Source organism: Oricola nitratireducens, assembly GCF_014904745.1.
Lineage (GTDB): Bacteria > Pseudomonadota > Alphaproteobacteria > Rhizobiales > Rhizobiaceae > Oricola > Oricola nitratireducens.
On the sequence record NZ_JACZCS010000004.1, the window covers coordinates 16,175 to 32,392 of the forward strand.

Consider the following 16,218-nt stretch of genomic DNA (forward strand, 5'->3'; position numbering starts at 1 on the left):
GCGATTGCCCGCGCCATGTCAACGTCCTAGGAAGCGGTCATCCGATGGCCAGCCAGGAAAGGGAATTCCGCCGTGTCGAACGTGCCTTTGCTGATCGTACCCTTCATTCTCTTCAATCTCGTCATCGCCGGGCTTGCCGGCGCGTCGGGCGGCGACCCGTTCGCCATGGACCTGCTGTCGCTGTCGATGATTTCCGGCGGGGTCTGGCGGATGAATCTCGGCGATGCGCTCATCGCCGTCGGTCTGGTATTCATGTTCTTCGAGATCCTGAAATCGACGCGGACGTCAAATGCGTCGGTGATCGACCACCTGCTGTCGACCTTCGTCTTTGTCGCCTTCCTGGTCGAATTCCTCGTCGTGCCGTCGGCGGCGACGTCGGTGTTCTTCCTTTTGATGGTGATGTCGGCGATCGACCTGATGGCCGGTTTCTCGGTCTCGATCCGTTCGGCCGGACGGGACGTGTCGTTCAACTAGGCTTTGTCTGGCGGCAATCGCTACAAGCGGTCGATGGCGGCCGCGATGGCAAGCTGGATGATCGCGAGAGCCGCGTAGGTTGCGGCCCAGATCGGGCCGGCGGCGGCGAGAAGCGAGAGGGATGCGGCGGCGAATATGCAGGCCTTGAAGCCAAGCAGGGCGGGGCCGCGAAGCCGCCGAGCGGATTTTGGCGCCGCGTAACGACCCCATAGCAGCACGACCCCGACCACGGCGACGACCGGGGCGATCCAGTGCAAGACGGGCTGGTCGATTGAGTGGTGCACACCATTCGCGATAGCGATCAGCGCGCCGATTTCCAGCAGAAGGGCCAGCATGTCGTTAACGGCCGCCAGTACGCGCATCGCGGGTCAGCCCGCGTCGGCCTCGAAACCGGCGGCCTCGATACCCGCGATGGCGCAGGCCTCGTCATTGTCGGAGGTGTCGCCCGTGACACCGACGGCGCCGACGATCGCGCCATTGTCCCTGACCAGCGCGCCGCCCGGAACGGCGACTATCTTGCCACCGGAGATCGCCGACAGGTTTTCGAGGAAATGCGGCCGCGTTTCAGCCTGCGTATTGAGCCAGCGCGACCCGACGCCGAGCGCCAGGCAGCCATAGGCTTTACCGGCGGCGATCTCGTAGCGCAGGAATGACGAATTGTCGGAACGCTGGAAGGCGATCAGGTGGCCGCCCGCGTCGAGGACGGCGACCGACAGGGGCTTCAGTCCCAAGTCCTGGCCCTTTGCCAGCGTGGCGGCGATGATTTCGTTGGCTTTGGCGAGCGAAAGATTTGACATGGCCCCGGTTCTCTTGTGTTTACCGCTGTTCCCATCACAGCCTGTGCCGGCTTCGTAACACGCGCAGGCCGTTCGTAAATGTTCAAACTGTTTTTCCCGGGAGGTAAACCCTTGGCGCGCAATTTCCAGCTTCCCGGCCGTTCGCCGGTCATTGCCGAGAACGGCCTTGTCGCCACGTCGCATCCGCTGGCCTCGGTTTCGGCGCTGGAGGTGCTGAAGGCGGGCGGCAATGCCGCCGATGCGGCCGTTGCGGCGGCGGCGACGCTCGCGGTGGTCGAACCGCAGATGACCGGGATCGGCGGCGACTGTTTCGCCATTGTCTGCACGCCCGACGGCACGGTTACCGGAATCGATGGTGCCGGCCGCGCGGCGGCCGGCGCCCATGCCGAGTGGTATGCGGAAAACGGCTTCACGGAAATCCCCGAGCATTCCGCGCACGCCGTCACCGTTCCGGGCGCCGTCAGGGGCTGGGAGACCTTGCTCGCCGTGCACGGGACGCTCGGTTTCGACCGGCTTCTGCGCGACGCGATTCGTTATGCCGAGGAAGGCTACGCCGTCGCGCCGCGTGTTGCCTTTGACTGGGCCAAGCATGTCGAAACGCTTGCCAAGGACGAGGGCGCGCGCCATCACTTGCTGATCGACGGAAAGGCGCCGCGGATCGGGCAACGTCACCGCCAGCCGGCGCTTGCCGATACGCTGCGGATGATCGCCAAGAATGGCGCCGATGCCTTCTATACCGGCGCCATCGCCGCCGAGATCGCCGCGACGTTGCAGGCGAAGGGCGGATTCCTGACCGAGGAGGATATCGCCGCCTGCAAGACGTCCCTCGTCAATCCGTTAGAAATTACTTACCAAAATCACGAATTGCGCGAATTGCCGCCGAGCGGCCAGGGCATGGTGGCAATGATCATGCTCAACCTGCTCGACCTGATGGAGGCGCGCCGCCACCCGGATCTCAGCGCCGAGCGCTATCACTGCGAAATCGAGGCGGCGCGTCTCGCCTATAGCGTCCGCGATGCCTGGCTCAGTGATCCCGACGTGATGCCGGTTGCCGCGGAAAAGCTGATCTCGCGCGATTTCGCCGAAACGCTCGCGGTGCAGTTCGACCCGGCTAAACGTAATCAATTGCTTACATTGCCGGGTTTGCCGAATTCGGACACGGTATATCTGTCGATCGTCGACCGCGACCGCATGGCGGTGTCCTTCATCAATTCCCTCTACGGGGATTTCGGTGCGCAGATTGTCACGCCGGAAAGCGGCATCACGTTGCAAAACCGCGGCAACTGCTTCAGCGCCGACCCAAACCACCCCAACGCCATCGGTCCGCGCAAGCGTCCGCTGCACACGATTATCCCGGCGATGGTGACGAAGGACGGGCTTCCCGCGATTTCCTTCGGCGTCATGGGCGGTTCCTATCAGCCGATGGGGCATGCCCATGTGCTCGGCAACATGCTCGACTACGGCATGGACCCGCAGGCCGCGATCGATCATCCGCGGGTCTTCTGGGATGACGAGGGCGTCATCCGCGCCGAAGACGGTCTGCCCGGCGATGTCGCCGAAAAGCTGCGGGCGATGGGCCACCCGGTCGCGCCGGCAACCGGTCCGCGCGGCGGCGGCCAGGCGGTTGTGATCGACAGGGAGACGGGTTTCCTGATCGGCGGATCGGACCCGCGCAAGGACGGCTGCGCGCTTGGATGGTAAGTAATTACTTACCCGACCGTGCGTGTTCCATTTCGAACGGATGGACGAGCGGTTTCACTTGTCCATCGAGTCAAGCTTGCGCTGCATCGCGGCGATCTGTTCGCGCATGGACTTGAGTTCGCTTGGCGACGATTTTTCGGATTTTGCTTCCGGCTCGTCCTGCGTCTCGCCTGATGCGGCGGGGAAGGGCGAGAACATCTGCATCGCGTTATGGAACATCTCCATATTGCGCCGTGTCTGTTCCTCGATCAGTTGCTGGCCGGAAGCCATGATGTCGATCGGGGTCTTGCCGACCATCGACGCCATTTGCTCGCGGATGCGCTCCTGTTCCTTGGTGAAGATCGTCATGGAATGTTCGAGATAGCTCGGCAGCACCATCTGCATCTGGTCGCCGTAAAAGGATATGAGCTGGCGCAGGACCGAAATGGGAAGCATCGCCTGGCCGGTCTTGCCTTCCTGCTCGAAGATGATCTGGGTCAGGACGGCATGGGTGAGATCCTCGCCGCTTTTCGCGTCATGGACGACGAAATCCTCCCCGTCCTTGACCATTTTGGCGAGGTCCTCCAGCGTCACATAGGTACTCGTGCCCGTATTGTAGAGGCGCCGGTTCGCATATTTCTTGATAACGGTCGGCTCGTCGTTGCCTGCCATGTCGCGCTCTCCCGTTCGGCCTGTTGTCGGCCCGATATTTATTTGTTGCAGGAAATACTAGTGACAAATTTGGTTCATATCAAAGCGTTTTGTTGCACTGCAGCCAAGGGTGTAGGCCGAATTGCCGACTGGCCTTGCGCAGTGCGATGCTTTTAAGGCAGGCATTGAGTGTCGCTGGCCAAGCGCTACAATCAATTACCGGATCGGTTTTTGCCGTCCCCTAACGAGGAGTACCCATTATGACATCTGTGGTTATCGCAAGCGCCGCCCGCACGCCGGTCGGATCGTTCAATGGTGCATTTGCGAATGTATTGGCCCATGAACTGGGCGCCGCCGCCATTCGCGGTGCGCTGGAACGCGCCGGGGTCGACGGGAGCGAAGTCGACGAAGTCATCATGGGTCAGATCCTGACCGCCGGCGAAGGCCAGAACCCGGCCCGCCAGGCGTCGATGGGGGCGGGCTGCCCGCAGGAGACCACGGCCTGGAACCTGAACCAGCTTTGCGGATCGGGCCTGCGCACCGTCGCCATCGGCATGCAGCAGATCATGACCGGCGACGCGAAAATCATCGTCGCGGGCGGGCAGGAATCGATGTCGATGGCGCCGCATTGCGCGCATCTGCGTGGTGGCGTGAAGATGGGTGACATGAAGATGATCGACACCATGCTGAAGGATGGTCTGATGGACGCCTTCCACGGTTATCACATGGGCAACACGGCGGAGAACGTGGCGCGCCAGTGGCAGCTGACCCGCCATGACCAGGATGCTTTCGCGGTGGCATCGCAGAACAAGGCGGAAGCGGCCCAGAAGGCCGGCAAGTTCAAGGACGAAATCGTCGCCTACACGGTCAAGGGCCGCAAGGGCGACACGGTGGTCGAGGACGACGAGTACATCAAATACGGCGTCACGCTCGAAGGCGTCGGCAAGCTGCGTCCGGCCTTCGACAAGGAAGGCACCGTGACGGCGGCCAACGCGTCCGGCATCAATGACGGCGCGGCGGCGACCGTGCTGATGAGCGAAGAGGAAGCGGCCAAACGCGGCATCACGCCGTTGGCGCGTATCGTTTCCTGGGCGACGGCGGGCGTCGATCCGGCGATCATGGGGACGGGCCCGATCCCGGCTTCGCGCAAGGCTCTGGAGAAGGCCGGCTGGTCGGTCGACGATCTCGATCTGGTCGAGGCGAACGAGGCGTTCGCAGCGCAGGCCTGCGCGGTCAACAAGGATCTCGGCTGGAACCCGGACATCGTTAATGTCAATGGCGGCGCGATCGCGATCGGTCACCCGATCGGCGCATCGGGCGGGCGCATCCTCAACACGCTGCTGTTCGAGATGAAGCGGCGCAACGCCAAAAAGGGCCTCGCCACGCTGTGCATCGGCGGCGGCATGGGCGTCGCCATGTGCGTCGAACGCTAAAGACCGAACGGAATGGCGGGTCAGGAAACGGCCCGCCGCTCCGGCAACGATATTCCTGACAACGAGATTTCAGAGAAGTGTAACGAGGAGGAGGAACAAGCATGGGACGTGTCGCACTCGTAACCGGTGGAACGCGCGGCATCGGCGCCGCCATTTCGATCGCGCTGAAGGATGCCGGCTATACGGTCGCCGCCAATTATGCAGGCAATGACGAAGCCGCCGCCAAGTTCAAGAGCGAGACCGGCATTGCCGTCTACAAGTGGTCGGTCGCCGATTACGATGCCTGCGTGGCGGGAGTCGCCCAGGTCGAAGCCGATCTCGGCCCGGTGGAGGTTCTGGTCAACAATGCCGGCATCACCCGCGACGCCATGTTCCACAAAATGACCAAGGAAAACTGGGACGCGGTCATCAATACCAACCTGTCCGGCGTGTTCAACATGACGCATCCGGTCTGGTCCGGCATGCGCGATCGAAAATTCGGTCGCGTCATCAATATTTCCTCGATCAACGGCCAGAAAGGCCAGGCCGGCCAGGTCAACTATTCGGCCTCCAAGGCGGGCGATATCGGGTTCACCCGGGCGCTCGCACAGGAAGGCGCGCGCGCCGGGATCACGGTCAACGCCATCTGCCCGGGCTATATCGGAACCGAGATGGTGCGGGCGATCGACGAGGAGGTTCTGAAATCGCGCATCCTGCCGCAGATCCCCGTCGGCCGCCTCGGTGAGCCGGAGGAAATCGCGCGCTGCGTCGTTTTCCTTGCCGCCGACGATGCCGGTTTCATCACCGGCTCGACGATCTCGGCGAATGGCGGCCAGTTCTTCTCCTGATACCGGTCGGAAAATCGCGGGCGCGATGGATATTTCGCGCTCGCCGTTGACATGCATCATGTGACCGCCGGACGGCAAGGCGCATCGTGGCGGCATGAAAACGGTCGATCACGATGCGATTATCATCGGTGGCGGATTGGGCGGGCTCGCAGCCGCGGCCGTTCTTGCCGCTGCCGGCAGGGACGTTTGCTTGATCAAGCGCCACGATGACGTTGGAGGTTGCGCCTCGGTCTACGATGTCGACGGCCTGACGATCGAAGCGGCATTGCATGAAACTGCGGATCCGCGCGACCCGCTTGATCCCAAGCACCACCTGCTGACGCGTCTCGGTTTGCTCGACAAGCTGGAATGGATACCTGTCGGACCGCTCTATGCCGTTCGCGGCGGGCCGCTAGGAGACACGCCATTTGAACTCTGTCACGGGTTCGATCAGGCAAGGCAGGCATTGTCGGAGCGTTTTGGCGATAGCGGCGTCAATCGCGTGCTTGATCGCATGGAGGCAATCGGAACGGCGCTGCGCGGCATGTCGGAAGCGCGGGAGCGTCCATCGGTCGCCCATCTGGCGCGCGCGCTGTTCAAGGCGGGACCACTGGTCTCCGAGTGGAAACATTCCGTCTCGGAGGTTTTCGATTCGGAACTCGGCGGCAACGAAGCGGTCAAATGCGCGCTTGCGGCAAATCTGCCCTACTACGGCAATGATCCGGCGAAGCTTTGGTGGATCTACTACGCCGTCGCGCAATATAGCTATATCAGTTCCGGCGGTTGCTACCTGAAGGGCGGATCGGCGTCGCTCACTGGTGCGCTGAAGGAATTCATCATCGGCCACGGCGGTGCAGTCCTCACCGGCCGCGAAGCGATACGAATGCAGCCGCCGGACGGAGAGGATCCCGGCGAAGTTGAATATCGAGACGTGAAGACCGGTTCGGTATCCGCTGTGCGGGCGTCGGCAATAGTCGCCAATTGCGCTCCGCACGCTTTGAACGACATGCTTCCGGAGCCGGCGCGCCCGCGCTTCTTTGCGCGTTACGAAGGCAAGGAAGTGTCGAACTCGGTATTCGGCCTTCATTTCGGCGTGCGTGCCGATGCGGCAGGAATATTGCCGCGCCACTATTCTACGATGGTCCTGCCGGAGTGGATGAAAAGCTTATCGGACTATGCGGCTGCCGGTGATCTGCTTTGTGATGATCCCCGCGGCAAGTTGCCGCCTTTCGCGCTGGTCAACTATAACGCGATCGATGCCGGGATAGGCGACGGAAATACCATCTTGCTGACGGTTACCGGGCTCGACAGCACGCGCAACTGGTCGGGCATGACGGCCAGCGCGGAACGAGCGCGGCGCGATGCCTGGACGGCAGCGATCGAGGCCGAGATCGAACGTCACTGGCCCGGATTTTCGGCGGCGGTTACGCACCGCTTCTTTGTCTCCGCGACATCGATGCAGCGTTATCTTGGCACGCCGGACGGCGCGATATACGGGTTTGCGGCGCTGCCTCCCGACAGGCCGATGTGGTCCGGCATCGGACGATCGCCGAAAACCGCGCTGGACGGGGTTTTTCTGGCGTCGAGCTTTGCCGGCGCGGCCGGATACTCAGGTTCGATGGGAACCGGTGCGATGGCGGGTGACATGGTCAATGCCTGGCTGCATCGTCGCAGATCCGGGTAAAGCCGGCGCTGTATTTTCAACTACAGGTTCCGTTGCTTGCGGCGGTCTCCCGCATCACCCTATAATTGTGCTATTCGAAACAAACATGACCAGACGAATTCTCTTCGCGTTCTTCGCGGCATTTCTTTTTTCGTTTCCGGCCCGTGCCGATGCCATCGACGGCGACTGGTGTTCCGGCGACGGGCGGATGATGTCGATCGACGGACCCTCGATCCGCACTCCGTCGGGCGCGCAGATTACCGGAGAGTATGCGCGTCACGCCTTCCGCTATGTCGGGCCGATCGGCGATCCGGAGGAGGCGCATGACGTGCGCATGCAACTGTGGAGCGAGGACGATCTGCGGGTGGACCGGATTATAGACGGCACCGAGCAACCGCAGGAAGATTGGCACCGCTGCAAGCCGATCGCGTAGCGCTCAGGCGCCCTCGATCTCCTCGCGCAGCATTTCCAGTTCCAGCCATTCCTCTTCCAGCGCCGCGTGGCGCGTGCGCTTGGTCCCGAGATCGGCGGCAACCTTGTTGAAGCCGCCGGGATCCTTGGCAAACAGCGCCGGGTCGGCGAGCCTTGCCTCCAGGGCTTCGATGTCCTTTGCGAGCGTTTCGATCTCGCCGGGCAGGGTCTCCAGCGCATATTTCTGCTTGTAGGAGAGTTTCGACTTGCCGGCCTGCGGCCTTTCCGGCGTGGGCGAGGGCGCAGACGGTTTTGCCGCCGGTTTCGGTTTCGCGCTTGCCGGCGTGCCGGCGGCGCCCTTCTGGGCGAGCATGTCGGAATAGCCGCCGGCATAAGCGATCCAGCGCCCTTCGTCCGGCTTCGTCTCGTCGGGGGCGATGACCGCGTTGACGGTCCGGTCGAGGAAGTCGCGGTCATGGCTGACAAGCAGCACCGTGCCGGGGAAGCCGGCGATCAGTTCCTGCAGCAGGTCGAGCGTCTCCATGTCGAGATCGTTTGTCGGCTCGTCGAGGACGAGCAGGTTGGCGGGTCGCGCCAGCGTGCGGGCGAGCAACAGGCGCGCCTTTTCGCCGCCGGAAAGTTCTCGCACCGGCGTGCGCGCCTGTTCCGGCTTGAACAGGAAGTCCTTCATGTAGGATACGACGTGCTTCTGTTCGCCATTGACGATGAGCGAAGAGCCGCGCCCGTCGGTCAGGAAGTGTTCCAGCGTCTCTTCCGGGCGCAAGGCGTCGCGGCGCTGGTCGAGGACGGCCATCTCGAGATTGGCGCCGTGGCGCACGCTGCCCGCATCGGGCGCGAGTTCTCCGGTCAGTAGCTTCACAAGTGTTGTCTTGCCGGCGCCGTTCGGACCGACGAGGCCAATCCGGTCGCCGCGATGGACACGTAGCGAGAAGTCGCGCACCAGTGTCTTGGCGCCGTAGCTCTTGGAAATACCCTTGGCCTCGATGACCAGCTTGCCGCTTTCGCGGGCATCGGCGGCGGCGAGCCTGGCGGTGCCATCCGGCTTCTGGTGCTCGCCAAAGGCCTTGCGCAGTTCGGCGAGTTCTCCGAGGCGGCGCATATTGCGCTTGCGCCGGCCGCTGACGCCGTAGGTGACCCAATGTTCCTCGCGCACGATCTTGCGACCGAGCTTGTGGTGTTCGCGTTCTTCCTCCTCGAGCACCTTGTCGCGCCAGTCCTCGAATTCGGCGAAGCCCGCATTATTCTCGCGCAGCGTTCCACGATCGAGCCAGAGGGTGCTGCGCGATAGTTTTTCGAGGAAGCGCCGGTCATGCGAGATCAGCACGATCGCCGAGCGCGAGCGGGACAATTCGCCTTCCAGCCATTCGATCGCCGGCAGGTCGAGGTGGTTTGTGGGCTCGTCGAGAAACAGGATGTCGGGTTCGGGCGCGAGCGTGCGGGCCAGTGCCGCGCGGCGCGTCTCGCCGCCGGACAGGCCTTGCGGCGCGCGGTCCGGGTCGAGGCCGAGTTCGCCGAGCAGGTAGTCGGCGCGGAACGGATCGTCGAGGGGGCCGAGTTCGGCGCGCGCATAGGCGCCGATGCTGGCAAAACCTTCGAGGTCGGGCGATTGCGGCAAATAGCGAATCGTTGCGTTGCGCTCGGTGATTACCTCGCCGCTGGTCGAGTCGGCGAGACCGGCGGCGATCCTCAGCAGGGTGGATTTGCCCGAACCGTTGCGCCCGACAAGCGCGATGCGGTCGCCGGCATGGACGGAAAAGGAGACGTCTTCGAAAAGCGGCCTTCCGCCGAATGTCAGCGTCAGGCTTTCGGCGCGCAGCAGGGGTGGAGAGATGGCCATCGTCTAACGGGATCGGTTTGGAGGTGAAACGCTCCAGCGCCTTCTCGGATGGCGGCAACCGAAAAGCAAGAGCCGCGAACCGCCTTGCGGCGATCCGCGGCCCCCTAATTCACTCAAGCGCCGATTATGGGCAGCGAGCGTAGAAAATGGTGCCGTCCGAACGGCGATAACGGCAACGGCCGTCCGCCGCCTTGCCCAGAAGGTAGCCGCCGACACCGCCGACGAACGCGCCGATCGCGACGCCGCCAAGGTCTCCGGACACCGCGCCGCCAACGGCGCCGCCGATGAGAGCACCGGCCGTACCGGTCTGTTCCGCCGTCGTGCAACCGCCGGCGAGCGCGCCGACAAGTGCAAGTGCAGCAATGGATTTTGCAATTTTCATGGGGTGATCTCCTTTTCTCCCGACATCACATTACCCAGCCGAAAACATCAACATTGTGACATATGTCACACCGGATCCGATAAACATTCAAGCTGACAAATTGCGACACCGCAACCATCCGATAGCAGAATTTCCAGCCCATCTCCAGCGACATTGGACAAGGTCCATGTCGAACCGAAGGGGACCTCGACATGGTCGAGCGGCCATTTCGCGTTTCTTACGGTCAGGCCCCTCATTTCGGTAAAACTCACAACGGAGAAAATGGTTCCTGCCCGCCAGTCCGGCCTGAAAGCCTTGCCCGGCAGGAGTGGCACCGCCTCCTCGCAGCCGCTGGAAAGCAGGACGGAGACGTCCGGCCGGTTGCGGGCGAGATCGGCCGCAGCCGCAAGATTGAAGAAGGCGTGGTCGCTGCGTTCGCCGCCGAGTGCGCCGGCGAGAACGATTTCGCGCGCGCCTGAATCGAGCGCGTGACGAATCGCGATCTGGCCGTCCGAAATCGCCTTTTCGGTCGTGTAATCCTTGCGCGGCACATGGCCGAATCGTTCGGCGAGCGGGCCGTCGGCGGAATCGAAATCGCCGAGCCATAACTCCGGATCGAGACCCAGCCTATCGGCATGGCGAATGCCGCCGTCGGCAGCCAGGACCCGGCAGCCGGCAAGCTGGCTGCGCAGCCGCGCGGTCGGTGAAAGCGCGCCGTCGAGCAAGATCGCGAAACGTTGGGTGGGTGAAGCGGACATCGCCCAGCACTATCGAAGCTTTTTCGAACCGCCAAGCGGCAATACGCGTTTGCTCTTGAAGACGGGCCTTCGTCCCTCTACAACGGAGGCGCTCTAACGGGGTGCCGCATATGCGGCTGAGAGGCATCAGCCAACCCGTCGAACCTGATCCGGTTTGCACCGGCGGAGGGATTAGACGCTTTTTTCCGCACCAGCGGTTACGCGCCTCGATCCCAACTCGAACCAAGGAGGTGCGTAATGCGCAGGACTTCGCTTATTCTTTTTACCGCTCTCGCGTGTGCCGGCTTTTCGCAGGCCGCCGCCGCTGAAGGCACTCTGACAGTCTATACCTATGAGAGCTTTACGGCCGACTGGGGGCCGGGTCCGCAGGTCGAGAAGGCTTTCGAGGCGCAATGCGACTGCGACCTGAAATTCGTTTCCGTCGCCGACGGGGTCGCGCTTCTCAACCGGCTGCGGCTCGAGGGCGGCAACACCGATGCCGACATCGTACTCGGTCTCGACACCAACCTGACGGCGGAAGCCAAAAAAACCGGCTTTTTCGCGCCGCACGGGATCTCGACCGACAAGGTGACCGTGCCGGGCGGCTGGTCGGACGACACGTTCGTTCCGTTCGACTACGGCTATTTCGCCGTCGTCTACGATACGAAGGCGATCGTCAATCCGCCGAAAAGCATGCATGATTTTCTCAAGGGCAGGGAAGGCAAGATCGTCATCGAGGATCCGCGCACCTCGACGCCGGGCCTCGGCCTGATGCTGTGGATCAGGAAGATCTACGGCGATCTCTCGCCGGAGGCCTATGAGGAACTGAAGCAGCGCGTGCTGACGGTGACGCCGGGCTGGTCGGAGGCCTATGGCCTGTTCACCTCCGGCGAGGCGCACATGGTTCTCTCCTACACGACATCGCCGGCCTATCACATGATCGCCGAAGACAGCGACCGCTACCAGGCGGCCTCCTTCTCGGAAGGCCACTACATGCAGATCGAGGTCGCCGGGCAGACCAGGAAAGGCGCGCAAAATCCGCTTGCGGCGCAATTTCTTGCTTTCATGACGAGTCCCGCTTTCCAGGACATCATCCCGGAGACCAACTGGATGCTTCCGGCGGCGCCGACGTCAAAGCCGCTCGATCCGGCCTTCGGCAAGCTCGTGCAGCCGACAAAGGCGCTGATCTACACGCCCGAGGAGGTCGCCGAGCACCGCGAGGACTGGGTCAAGCAGTGGCTCTCGGTGATGAGCAAATAGGCAGGCCGTGAGGGTGGCGACGCGCAGTCTGACAGGCGCCGGCACGGCGGCCTGGATATCGGTCCTGGCGCTCGTGCTGCTTGCGGCGGGCGCCTTCCTGCCGCTCGCGATCATGGCGTTGCCGGGCGGCGGCGGCGCGGTTGCCGGCGCGCTTGGCGATCCGGTCGTCTGGCGCAGCCTGCGCTTCACGCTGGTCCAGGCGGCGCTTTCGACCGGTCTGTCGCTGCTTTTTGCCGTTCCTGTCGCCGCCGCGCTCTACGAAATGCGCCGTTTTCCGGGCCGCGGTCTCGTCCTGCGGCTGTTCGCGCTGCCGCTGGCGCTACCGCAGATCGTCGCCGTCCTCGCAATCGTCGGCCTTTACGGCGAACGTGGCGCGGTCAGCCGGATGGTGGAAAGCGCCGGCCTCGGCTTTCCCTCCATCTACGGGCTGACCGGCATCCTGATCGCGCATGTCTTTTTCAACATGCCGCTCGCCGTGCGTATCGTGCTCGGCGGGCTTGCCTCGATGCCGGGCGAATACGACCGGCTGTCATATCAGCTCGGCATGGGGTTCAGAGCGCGGTTCCGGCATGTCGTCTGGCCGTTCATGCGGCCGGCGCTGGCGTCGGCGGCATCGCTGATTTTCATGCTGTGCGTGACCTCCTTCACCGTCGTGCTGACGCTCGGCGGCGGGCCGCGCGCGACGACGCTCGAGGTGGCGATCTACCAGGCGCTGACCTTCGATTTCGACATTGCGCGCGCGGTGCTGCTCGCCGGCGTCCAGATCGCGGTCACGGCGCTCGCCTTCGGCCTGCTGGCGCGGGCCGGCGGCGAAGTCTCGGCCGGACTGACCGTCGGGGCGCTGAGGCCGTTCCTCGTCCGGCGGCATGTTCCGGGGCAGGCCGTTTCGGCGATAACGATCCTCGTCGGCACGCTTTTCGTCCTGCTTCCCTTCGCCGTCATCATCTGGCGCGGATTGTCGGCCGATCTGATGGGGCTTTTCGGGCAGGCCGGGTTTCAGCGGGCGCTTGCGACCAGCCTCATCCTCGGCACGCTGGCGGCATGCCTCGCGGTCAGCCTGTCGCTGGCGCTTGCCTCGGGCATGGCGCGGGCGGCAGCGGGACGGCGCTTCCGGGGCGAACGAACGCGCGCCGAACGGGCGATCGGCCAGTCGTCGAGCCTGATCCTCGTCGTTCCGCCGGTGGTGATCGCGGCGGGCTGGTTCGTCGTGATCCGCCAGTTCTCCAGCGCCTATGCGGCGGCCCCGGTCATGGTCGTGACGATCAACGCGGCAATGGCGGTGCCGTTCGCGATCCGGCTGATCCTGCCGGCGGTGACGGGCGCGGCGGAACGCTACGACCGGCTGTGCCTGCAACTCGGCCTACGCGGGTTTTCGCGGCTGCGGCTGGTGACCTGGCCGCTGGTGCGGCGCGCGACCCTGCTCGCCTTCGCCTTTTCGCTGGCGCTTTCGCTCGGCGATCTCGGCGTCATCGCGATCTTCGGGTCGCAGGACGTGCAGACGCTGCCCTATCTGATCCTGCAGCGCATGGGCAGTTATCGCACGCAGGACGCGGCAGGGCTTGCCCTGATCCTCTGCGCGATGACAATGGCGCTGATGATGATCGCCGATCGTGCCGGCAAGGAAGACAGCGCAAGAGAGCGCAGCGAAACGTGAGTATTCAGGCTGTCACCATACGTTGCGACGATGTGCGCTTCCGCTATGCGCCGGAGCGGACGGAAATGCGCTTCGACTGCGATTTTGCCGCGGGCGCGATCACGGCGCTTGTCGGGCCGAGCGGGTCCGGCAAGTCGACGTTGCTCAACCTGCTCGCGGGATTCGAGGTGCCGCAATCGGGCGCGATCCGCTTCGACGGCGAGGACATGGCGCGCGTGCCCGTCTCGGAACGGCCGGTCTCGATGGTGTTCCAGGAAAACAATCTGTTCGCGCATCTGAGCGTCTTCGAAAATGTCGCGCTCGGCCTGTCGCCGTCGCTGCGGCTCGACCCGACCGACCGCGACGCGGCGGAGGAGGCGCTTGCCTCGGTCGGGCTTGGCGGCTACGGAGCGCGGCTGCCAGGGCAATTGTCGGGCGGGGAGCGCCAGCGCGTCGCGCTCGCCCGCGTGATCGTGCGGCGCAAGCCGGTGCTGTTGCTCGACGAGGCTTTCGCCTCGCTCGGGCCGGCGCTGCGCCTGGAGATGCTGGACCTCGTCGCCAGGATTCACTCCGAACGCGGCATGACGACGCTCATGGTCACGCATTTTCCCGAGGATGCGCGGCGCATCGCGCCGCAGACCGTCTTTCTTGCCGCGGGAACGGTGGTCGCCGGCGGGCCGACGGAGACGCTTCTCGATCCCGGGACCGCGCCGCAGGCGATCCGGGACTATCTCGGCTCGGCCGAATCGACATGACCGTGGTTTCGCCAAAATTGGCTGTCATGCGGTCACGCGTGAAATCGACGTCGCGGACCTTCACCTGGACACGGGCTTTTAAAACACTTGTGACTTGCATCGGTGTGCCTGTAAGCCGAAATACGGGTTCCAGGGGCAATCCCGACCGATTCGAGTGCCGGACAAGTATTTCCGCATGATGTACAGGATGTTCTCAATGGCAACGGCGGTATTCGGCCGCCGGGATTCGCGTTTGCGCCGCGGACGGCTTGTGCCCGCGGTGCTGGCGCTGCCATTGTTGCTTGGGTCATGCCAGAATCTCGCCGATCTAACCGGCGATTCCTCGATCAAACCGTCCGACAGCCCGATCATCGCGCAGAATGTGCGCTCCTCCAGGCTGGCCCGCGTCGGCGAGGCGCAACATCCGAAGATCCTCGCGACCTATGGCGGCGAATATTCCGATCCCAAGCTCGAACGCATGGTGGCCGGCATCGTCGGCAAGCTGGTCACCGTCTCCGACAATCCGAGCCAAGTCTACCAGATCACGATCCTGAATTCTCCCAACGTCAACGCATTCGCGCTGCCGGGCGGTTTTCTCTACCTCACGCGCGGCCTGCTGGCACTCGCCAATGACAAGGCGGAACTCGCGGCAGTGATTGCGCACGAGATGGGGCATGTGACCGCCAATCACGGCATTCTGCGCCAGCAGAAGGAGGCGGAGGTCGAACTTGCCGGGCGCATCGTCTCGGATGTGCTCTCCGACAAGGATGCCGGCCGGCGGGCGCTGGTGCGCGGCAAGCTGCGGCTGGCCCAGTTCTCGCGCAACCAGGAACTGCAGGCCGACGCCATCGGCATCAAGTCGATAGCCGAGGCGGGCTTCGATCCCTATGCCGCGGCGGCCTTCCAGGAAACCATGGCGGCCTATACCGAGTTCCGCAACGCGTCTGGCGAAAACGACACCAGCCTCGATTTCCTCGCGACCCACCCGTCGACGCCGCAGCGTATCGAACTGGCCATCGGCCAGGCGCGCAAATACGGGCCGCCGGGCCACGGCGAGCGCGACCATGATGGCTATCTCGCCGGCATAGACGGCATGCTGTTCGGCGACTCCGCCGAAGAGGGTTATGTTCGAGGCCAGACATATTCGCATGCGGCACTCGGCATCACTTTCACGTTTCCCGAGGGCTTCGAGATCGACAACCGCGCCGAAGCGGTTCTCGGGGCGCGCGCCTCCGACAATGCGGCGATCCGCTTCGATGGCGTCGACGTCCCGCCGGGACAATCGCTTGCCACCTATATCGGCAGCGGCTGGGTGGAGGGTCTCGACGCGAACAGCGTCCGGATGATGCAGGTCAACGGAATGCCGGCGGCCTCGGCCCGGGCGACCGCGGATATGTGGGATTTCGATATTACCGTGGTCAGGGCCGGCAAGTCGGTCTACCGCATTCTCACGGCGATGCCGCGCGGCTCGGGCCAACTGGATGCGCTGGCCGCTTCGGTCACCAACAGTTTCCGGCGGCTCACGGCGGCCGAAAAGAGCGCGCTGAAGCCGCTGTCGGTGCATATTCTCAAGGCGCAGCCGGGCGATAGCGCCCGCACGCTTGCCGCGCGCATGCGCGGAGTCTCGCGCGAAGAGGAGCTGTTCAGGGTGCTCAACGGCCTGAAGCCCGGCGAGGCGGTCACCCCGGGGCGCAGCTACAAGACCGTCACCGACTGAGGA

16 protein-coding genes and 1 riboswitch are annotated in these 16,218 nt (G+C 63.8%); of the genes, 10 read left to right on the top strand and 6 right to left on the bottom strand.

What is annotated here, in order from left to right; genetic code table 11:
• Positions 1–72 precede the first annotated feature (72 nt).
• Positions 73–474, top strand: a complete 402-nt coding sequence (locus IG169_RS02835) for a hypothetical protein (RefSeq protein ID WP_193174653.1) — start codon at positions 73–75, stop codon at positions 472–474.
• A 20-nt stretch (positions 475–494) separates the two neighbouring features.
• On the opposite strand, the gene IG169_RS02840 is transcribed toward IG169_RS02835, so the two are convergent.
• Both IG169_RS02840 and IG169_RS02845 read right to left on the bottom strand, forming a co-directional pair.
• Positions 495–836: a YrdB family protein gene (locus tag IG169_RS02840; RefSeq protein WP_193174654.1), complete on the bottom strand. Its 342-nt coding sequence runs from the start codon at positions 834–836 to the stop codon at positions 495–497.
• A gap of 6 nt (positions 837–842) precedes the next feature.
• Positions 843–1,271: a GlcG/HbpS family heme-binding protein gene (locus IG169_RS02845; RefSeq protein ID WP_193174655.1), complete on the bottom strand. Its 429-nt coding sequence runs from the start codon at positions 1,269–1,271 to the stop codon at positions 843–845.
• Between the two features lie 78 nt (positions 1,272–1,349).
• On the opposite strand from IG169_RS02845, the gene ggt reads away from it, so the two are divergent.
• Positions 1,350–2,972, top strand: a complete 1,623-nt coding sequence (ggt, locus tag IG169_RS02850; RefSeq protein ID WP_193174656.1) for a gamma-glutamyltransferase — start codon at positions 1,350–1,352, stop codon at positions 2,970–2,972.
• Between the two features lie 54 nt (positions 2,973–3,026).
• Here the strand turns inward: ggt and phaR are convergent, their stop codons facing one another.
• Positions 3,027–3,623, bottom strand: a complete 597-nt coding sequence (gene phaR / locus IG169_RS02855) for a polyhydroxyalkanoate synthesis repressor PhaR (RefSeq protein WP_193174657.1) — start codon at positions 3,621–3,623, stop codon at positions 3,027–3,029.
• Positions 3,624–3,862: 239 nt separating this feature from the next.
• Between phaR and IG169_RS02860 the strand changes: the two genes are divergently transcribed.
• The 4 genes from IG169_RS02860 (at position 3,863) to IG169_RS02875 (ending at position 7,937) form a co-directional block, all read left to right on the top strand.
• Complete coding sequence (locus IG169_RS02860) at positions 3,863–5,035, top strand: acetyl-CoA C-acetyltransferase (protein ID WP_193174658.1); 1,173 nt, start codon at positions 3,863–3,865, stop codon at positions 5,033–5,035.
• 101 nt (positions 5,036–5,136) lie between these two features.
• Positions 5,137–5,862, top strand: coding sequence for an acetoacetyl-CoA reductase (gene phbB, locus IG169_RS02865; RefSeq protein ID WP_193174659.1), 726 nt, complete (start codon positions 5,137–5,139; stop codon positions 5,860–5,862).
• Positions 5,863–5,956: 94 nt separating this feature from the next.
• Complete coding sequence (locus IG169_RS02870) at positions 5,957–7,525, top strand: phytoene desaturase family protein (protein ID WP_193174660.1); 1,569 nt, start codon at positions 5,957–5,959, stop codon at positions 7,523–7,525.
• A gap of 85 nt (positions 7,526–7,610) precedes the next feature.
• On the top strand, positions 7,611–7,937 hold the full coding sequence (locus IG169_RS02875) for a hypothetical protein (RefSeq protein ID WP_193174661.1): 327 nt from the start codon (positions 7,611–7,613) through the stop codon (positions 7,935–7,937).
• Positions 7,938–7,940: 3 nt separating this feature from the next.
• Here the strand turns inward: IG169_RS02875 and IG169_RS02880 are convergent, their stop codons facing one another.
• The 3 genes from IG169_RS02880 to IG169_RS02890 all read right to left on the bottom strand — a co-directional run bounded on the left by IG169_RS02880 (position 7,941) and on the right by IG169_RS02890 (position 10,892).
• Positions 7,941–9,767, bottom strand: a complete 1,827-nt coding sequence (locus tag IG169_RS02880; protein WP_193174775.1) for an ATP-binding cassette domain-containing protein — start codon at positions 9,765–9,767, stop codon at positions 7,941–7,943.
• Between the two features lie 130 nt (positions 9,768–9,897).
• Complete coding sequence (locus IG169_RS02885; RefSeq protein ID WP_193174662.1) at positions 9,898–10,155, bottom strand: hypothetical protein; 258 nt, start codon at positions 10,153–10,155, stop codon at positions 9,898–9,900.
• 65 nt (positions 10,156–10,220) lie between these two features.
• Positions 10,221–10,892 (bottom strand): thiamine diphosphokinase, encoded by a 672-nt coding sequence (locus IG169_RS02890; protein WP_193174663.1) that lies wholly within the window; start codon positions 10,890–10,892, stop codon positions 10,221–10,223.
• A gap of 87 nt (positions 10,893–10,979) precedes the next feature.
• A riboswitch (TPP riboswitch) is annotated at positions 10,980–11,080 on the top strand.
• Positions 11,081–11,129: 49 nt separating this feature from the next.
• Between IG169_RS02890 and thiB the strand changes: the two genes are divergently transcribed.
• The 4 genes from thiB to IG169_RS02905 all read left to right on the top strand — a co-directional run bounded on the left by thiB (position 11,130) and on the right by IG169_RS02905 (position 16,215).
• Positions 11,130–12,131 (top strand): thiamine ABC transporter substrate binding subunit, encoded by a 1,002-nt coding sequence (gene thiB, locus IG169_RS02895; protein WP_193174664.1) that lies wholly within the window; start codon positions 11,130–11,132, stop codon positions 12,129–12,131.
• A gap of 13 nt (positions 12,132–12,144) precedes the next feature.
• The gene (locus IG169_RS23950; protein WP_343225553.1) at positions 12,145–13,785 is read left to right on the top strand and encodes a thiamine/thiamine pyrophosphate ABC transporter permease ThiP; all 1,641 of its coding nucleotides are present in this window, start codon (positions 12,145–12,147) and stop codon (positions 13,783–13,785) included.
• 65 nt (positions 13,786–13,850) lie between these two features.
• Complete coding sequence (thiQ, locus tag IG169_RS23955; RefSeq protein ID WP_246717098.1) at positions 13,851–14,519, top strand: thiamine ABC transporter ATP-binding protein; 669 nt, start codon at positions 13,851–13,853, stop codon at positions 14,517–14,519.
• A gap of 196 nt (positions 14,520–14,715) precedes the next feature.
• Positions 14,716–16,215, top strand: a complete 1,500-nt coding sequence (locus IG169_RS02905) for a M48 family metalloprotease (RefSeq protein ID WP_193174665.1) — start codon at positions 14,716–14,718, stop codon at positions 16,213–16,215.
• Positions 16,216–16,218 lie beyond the last annotated feature (3 nt).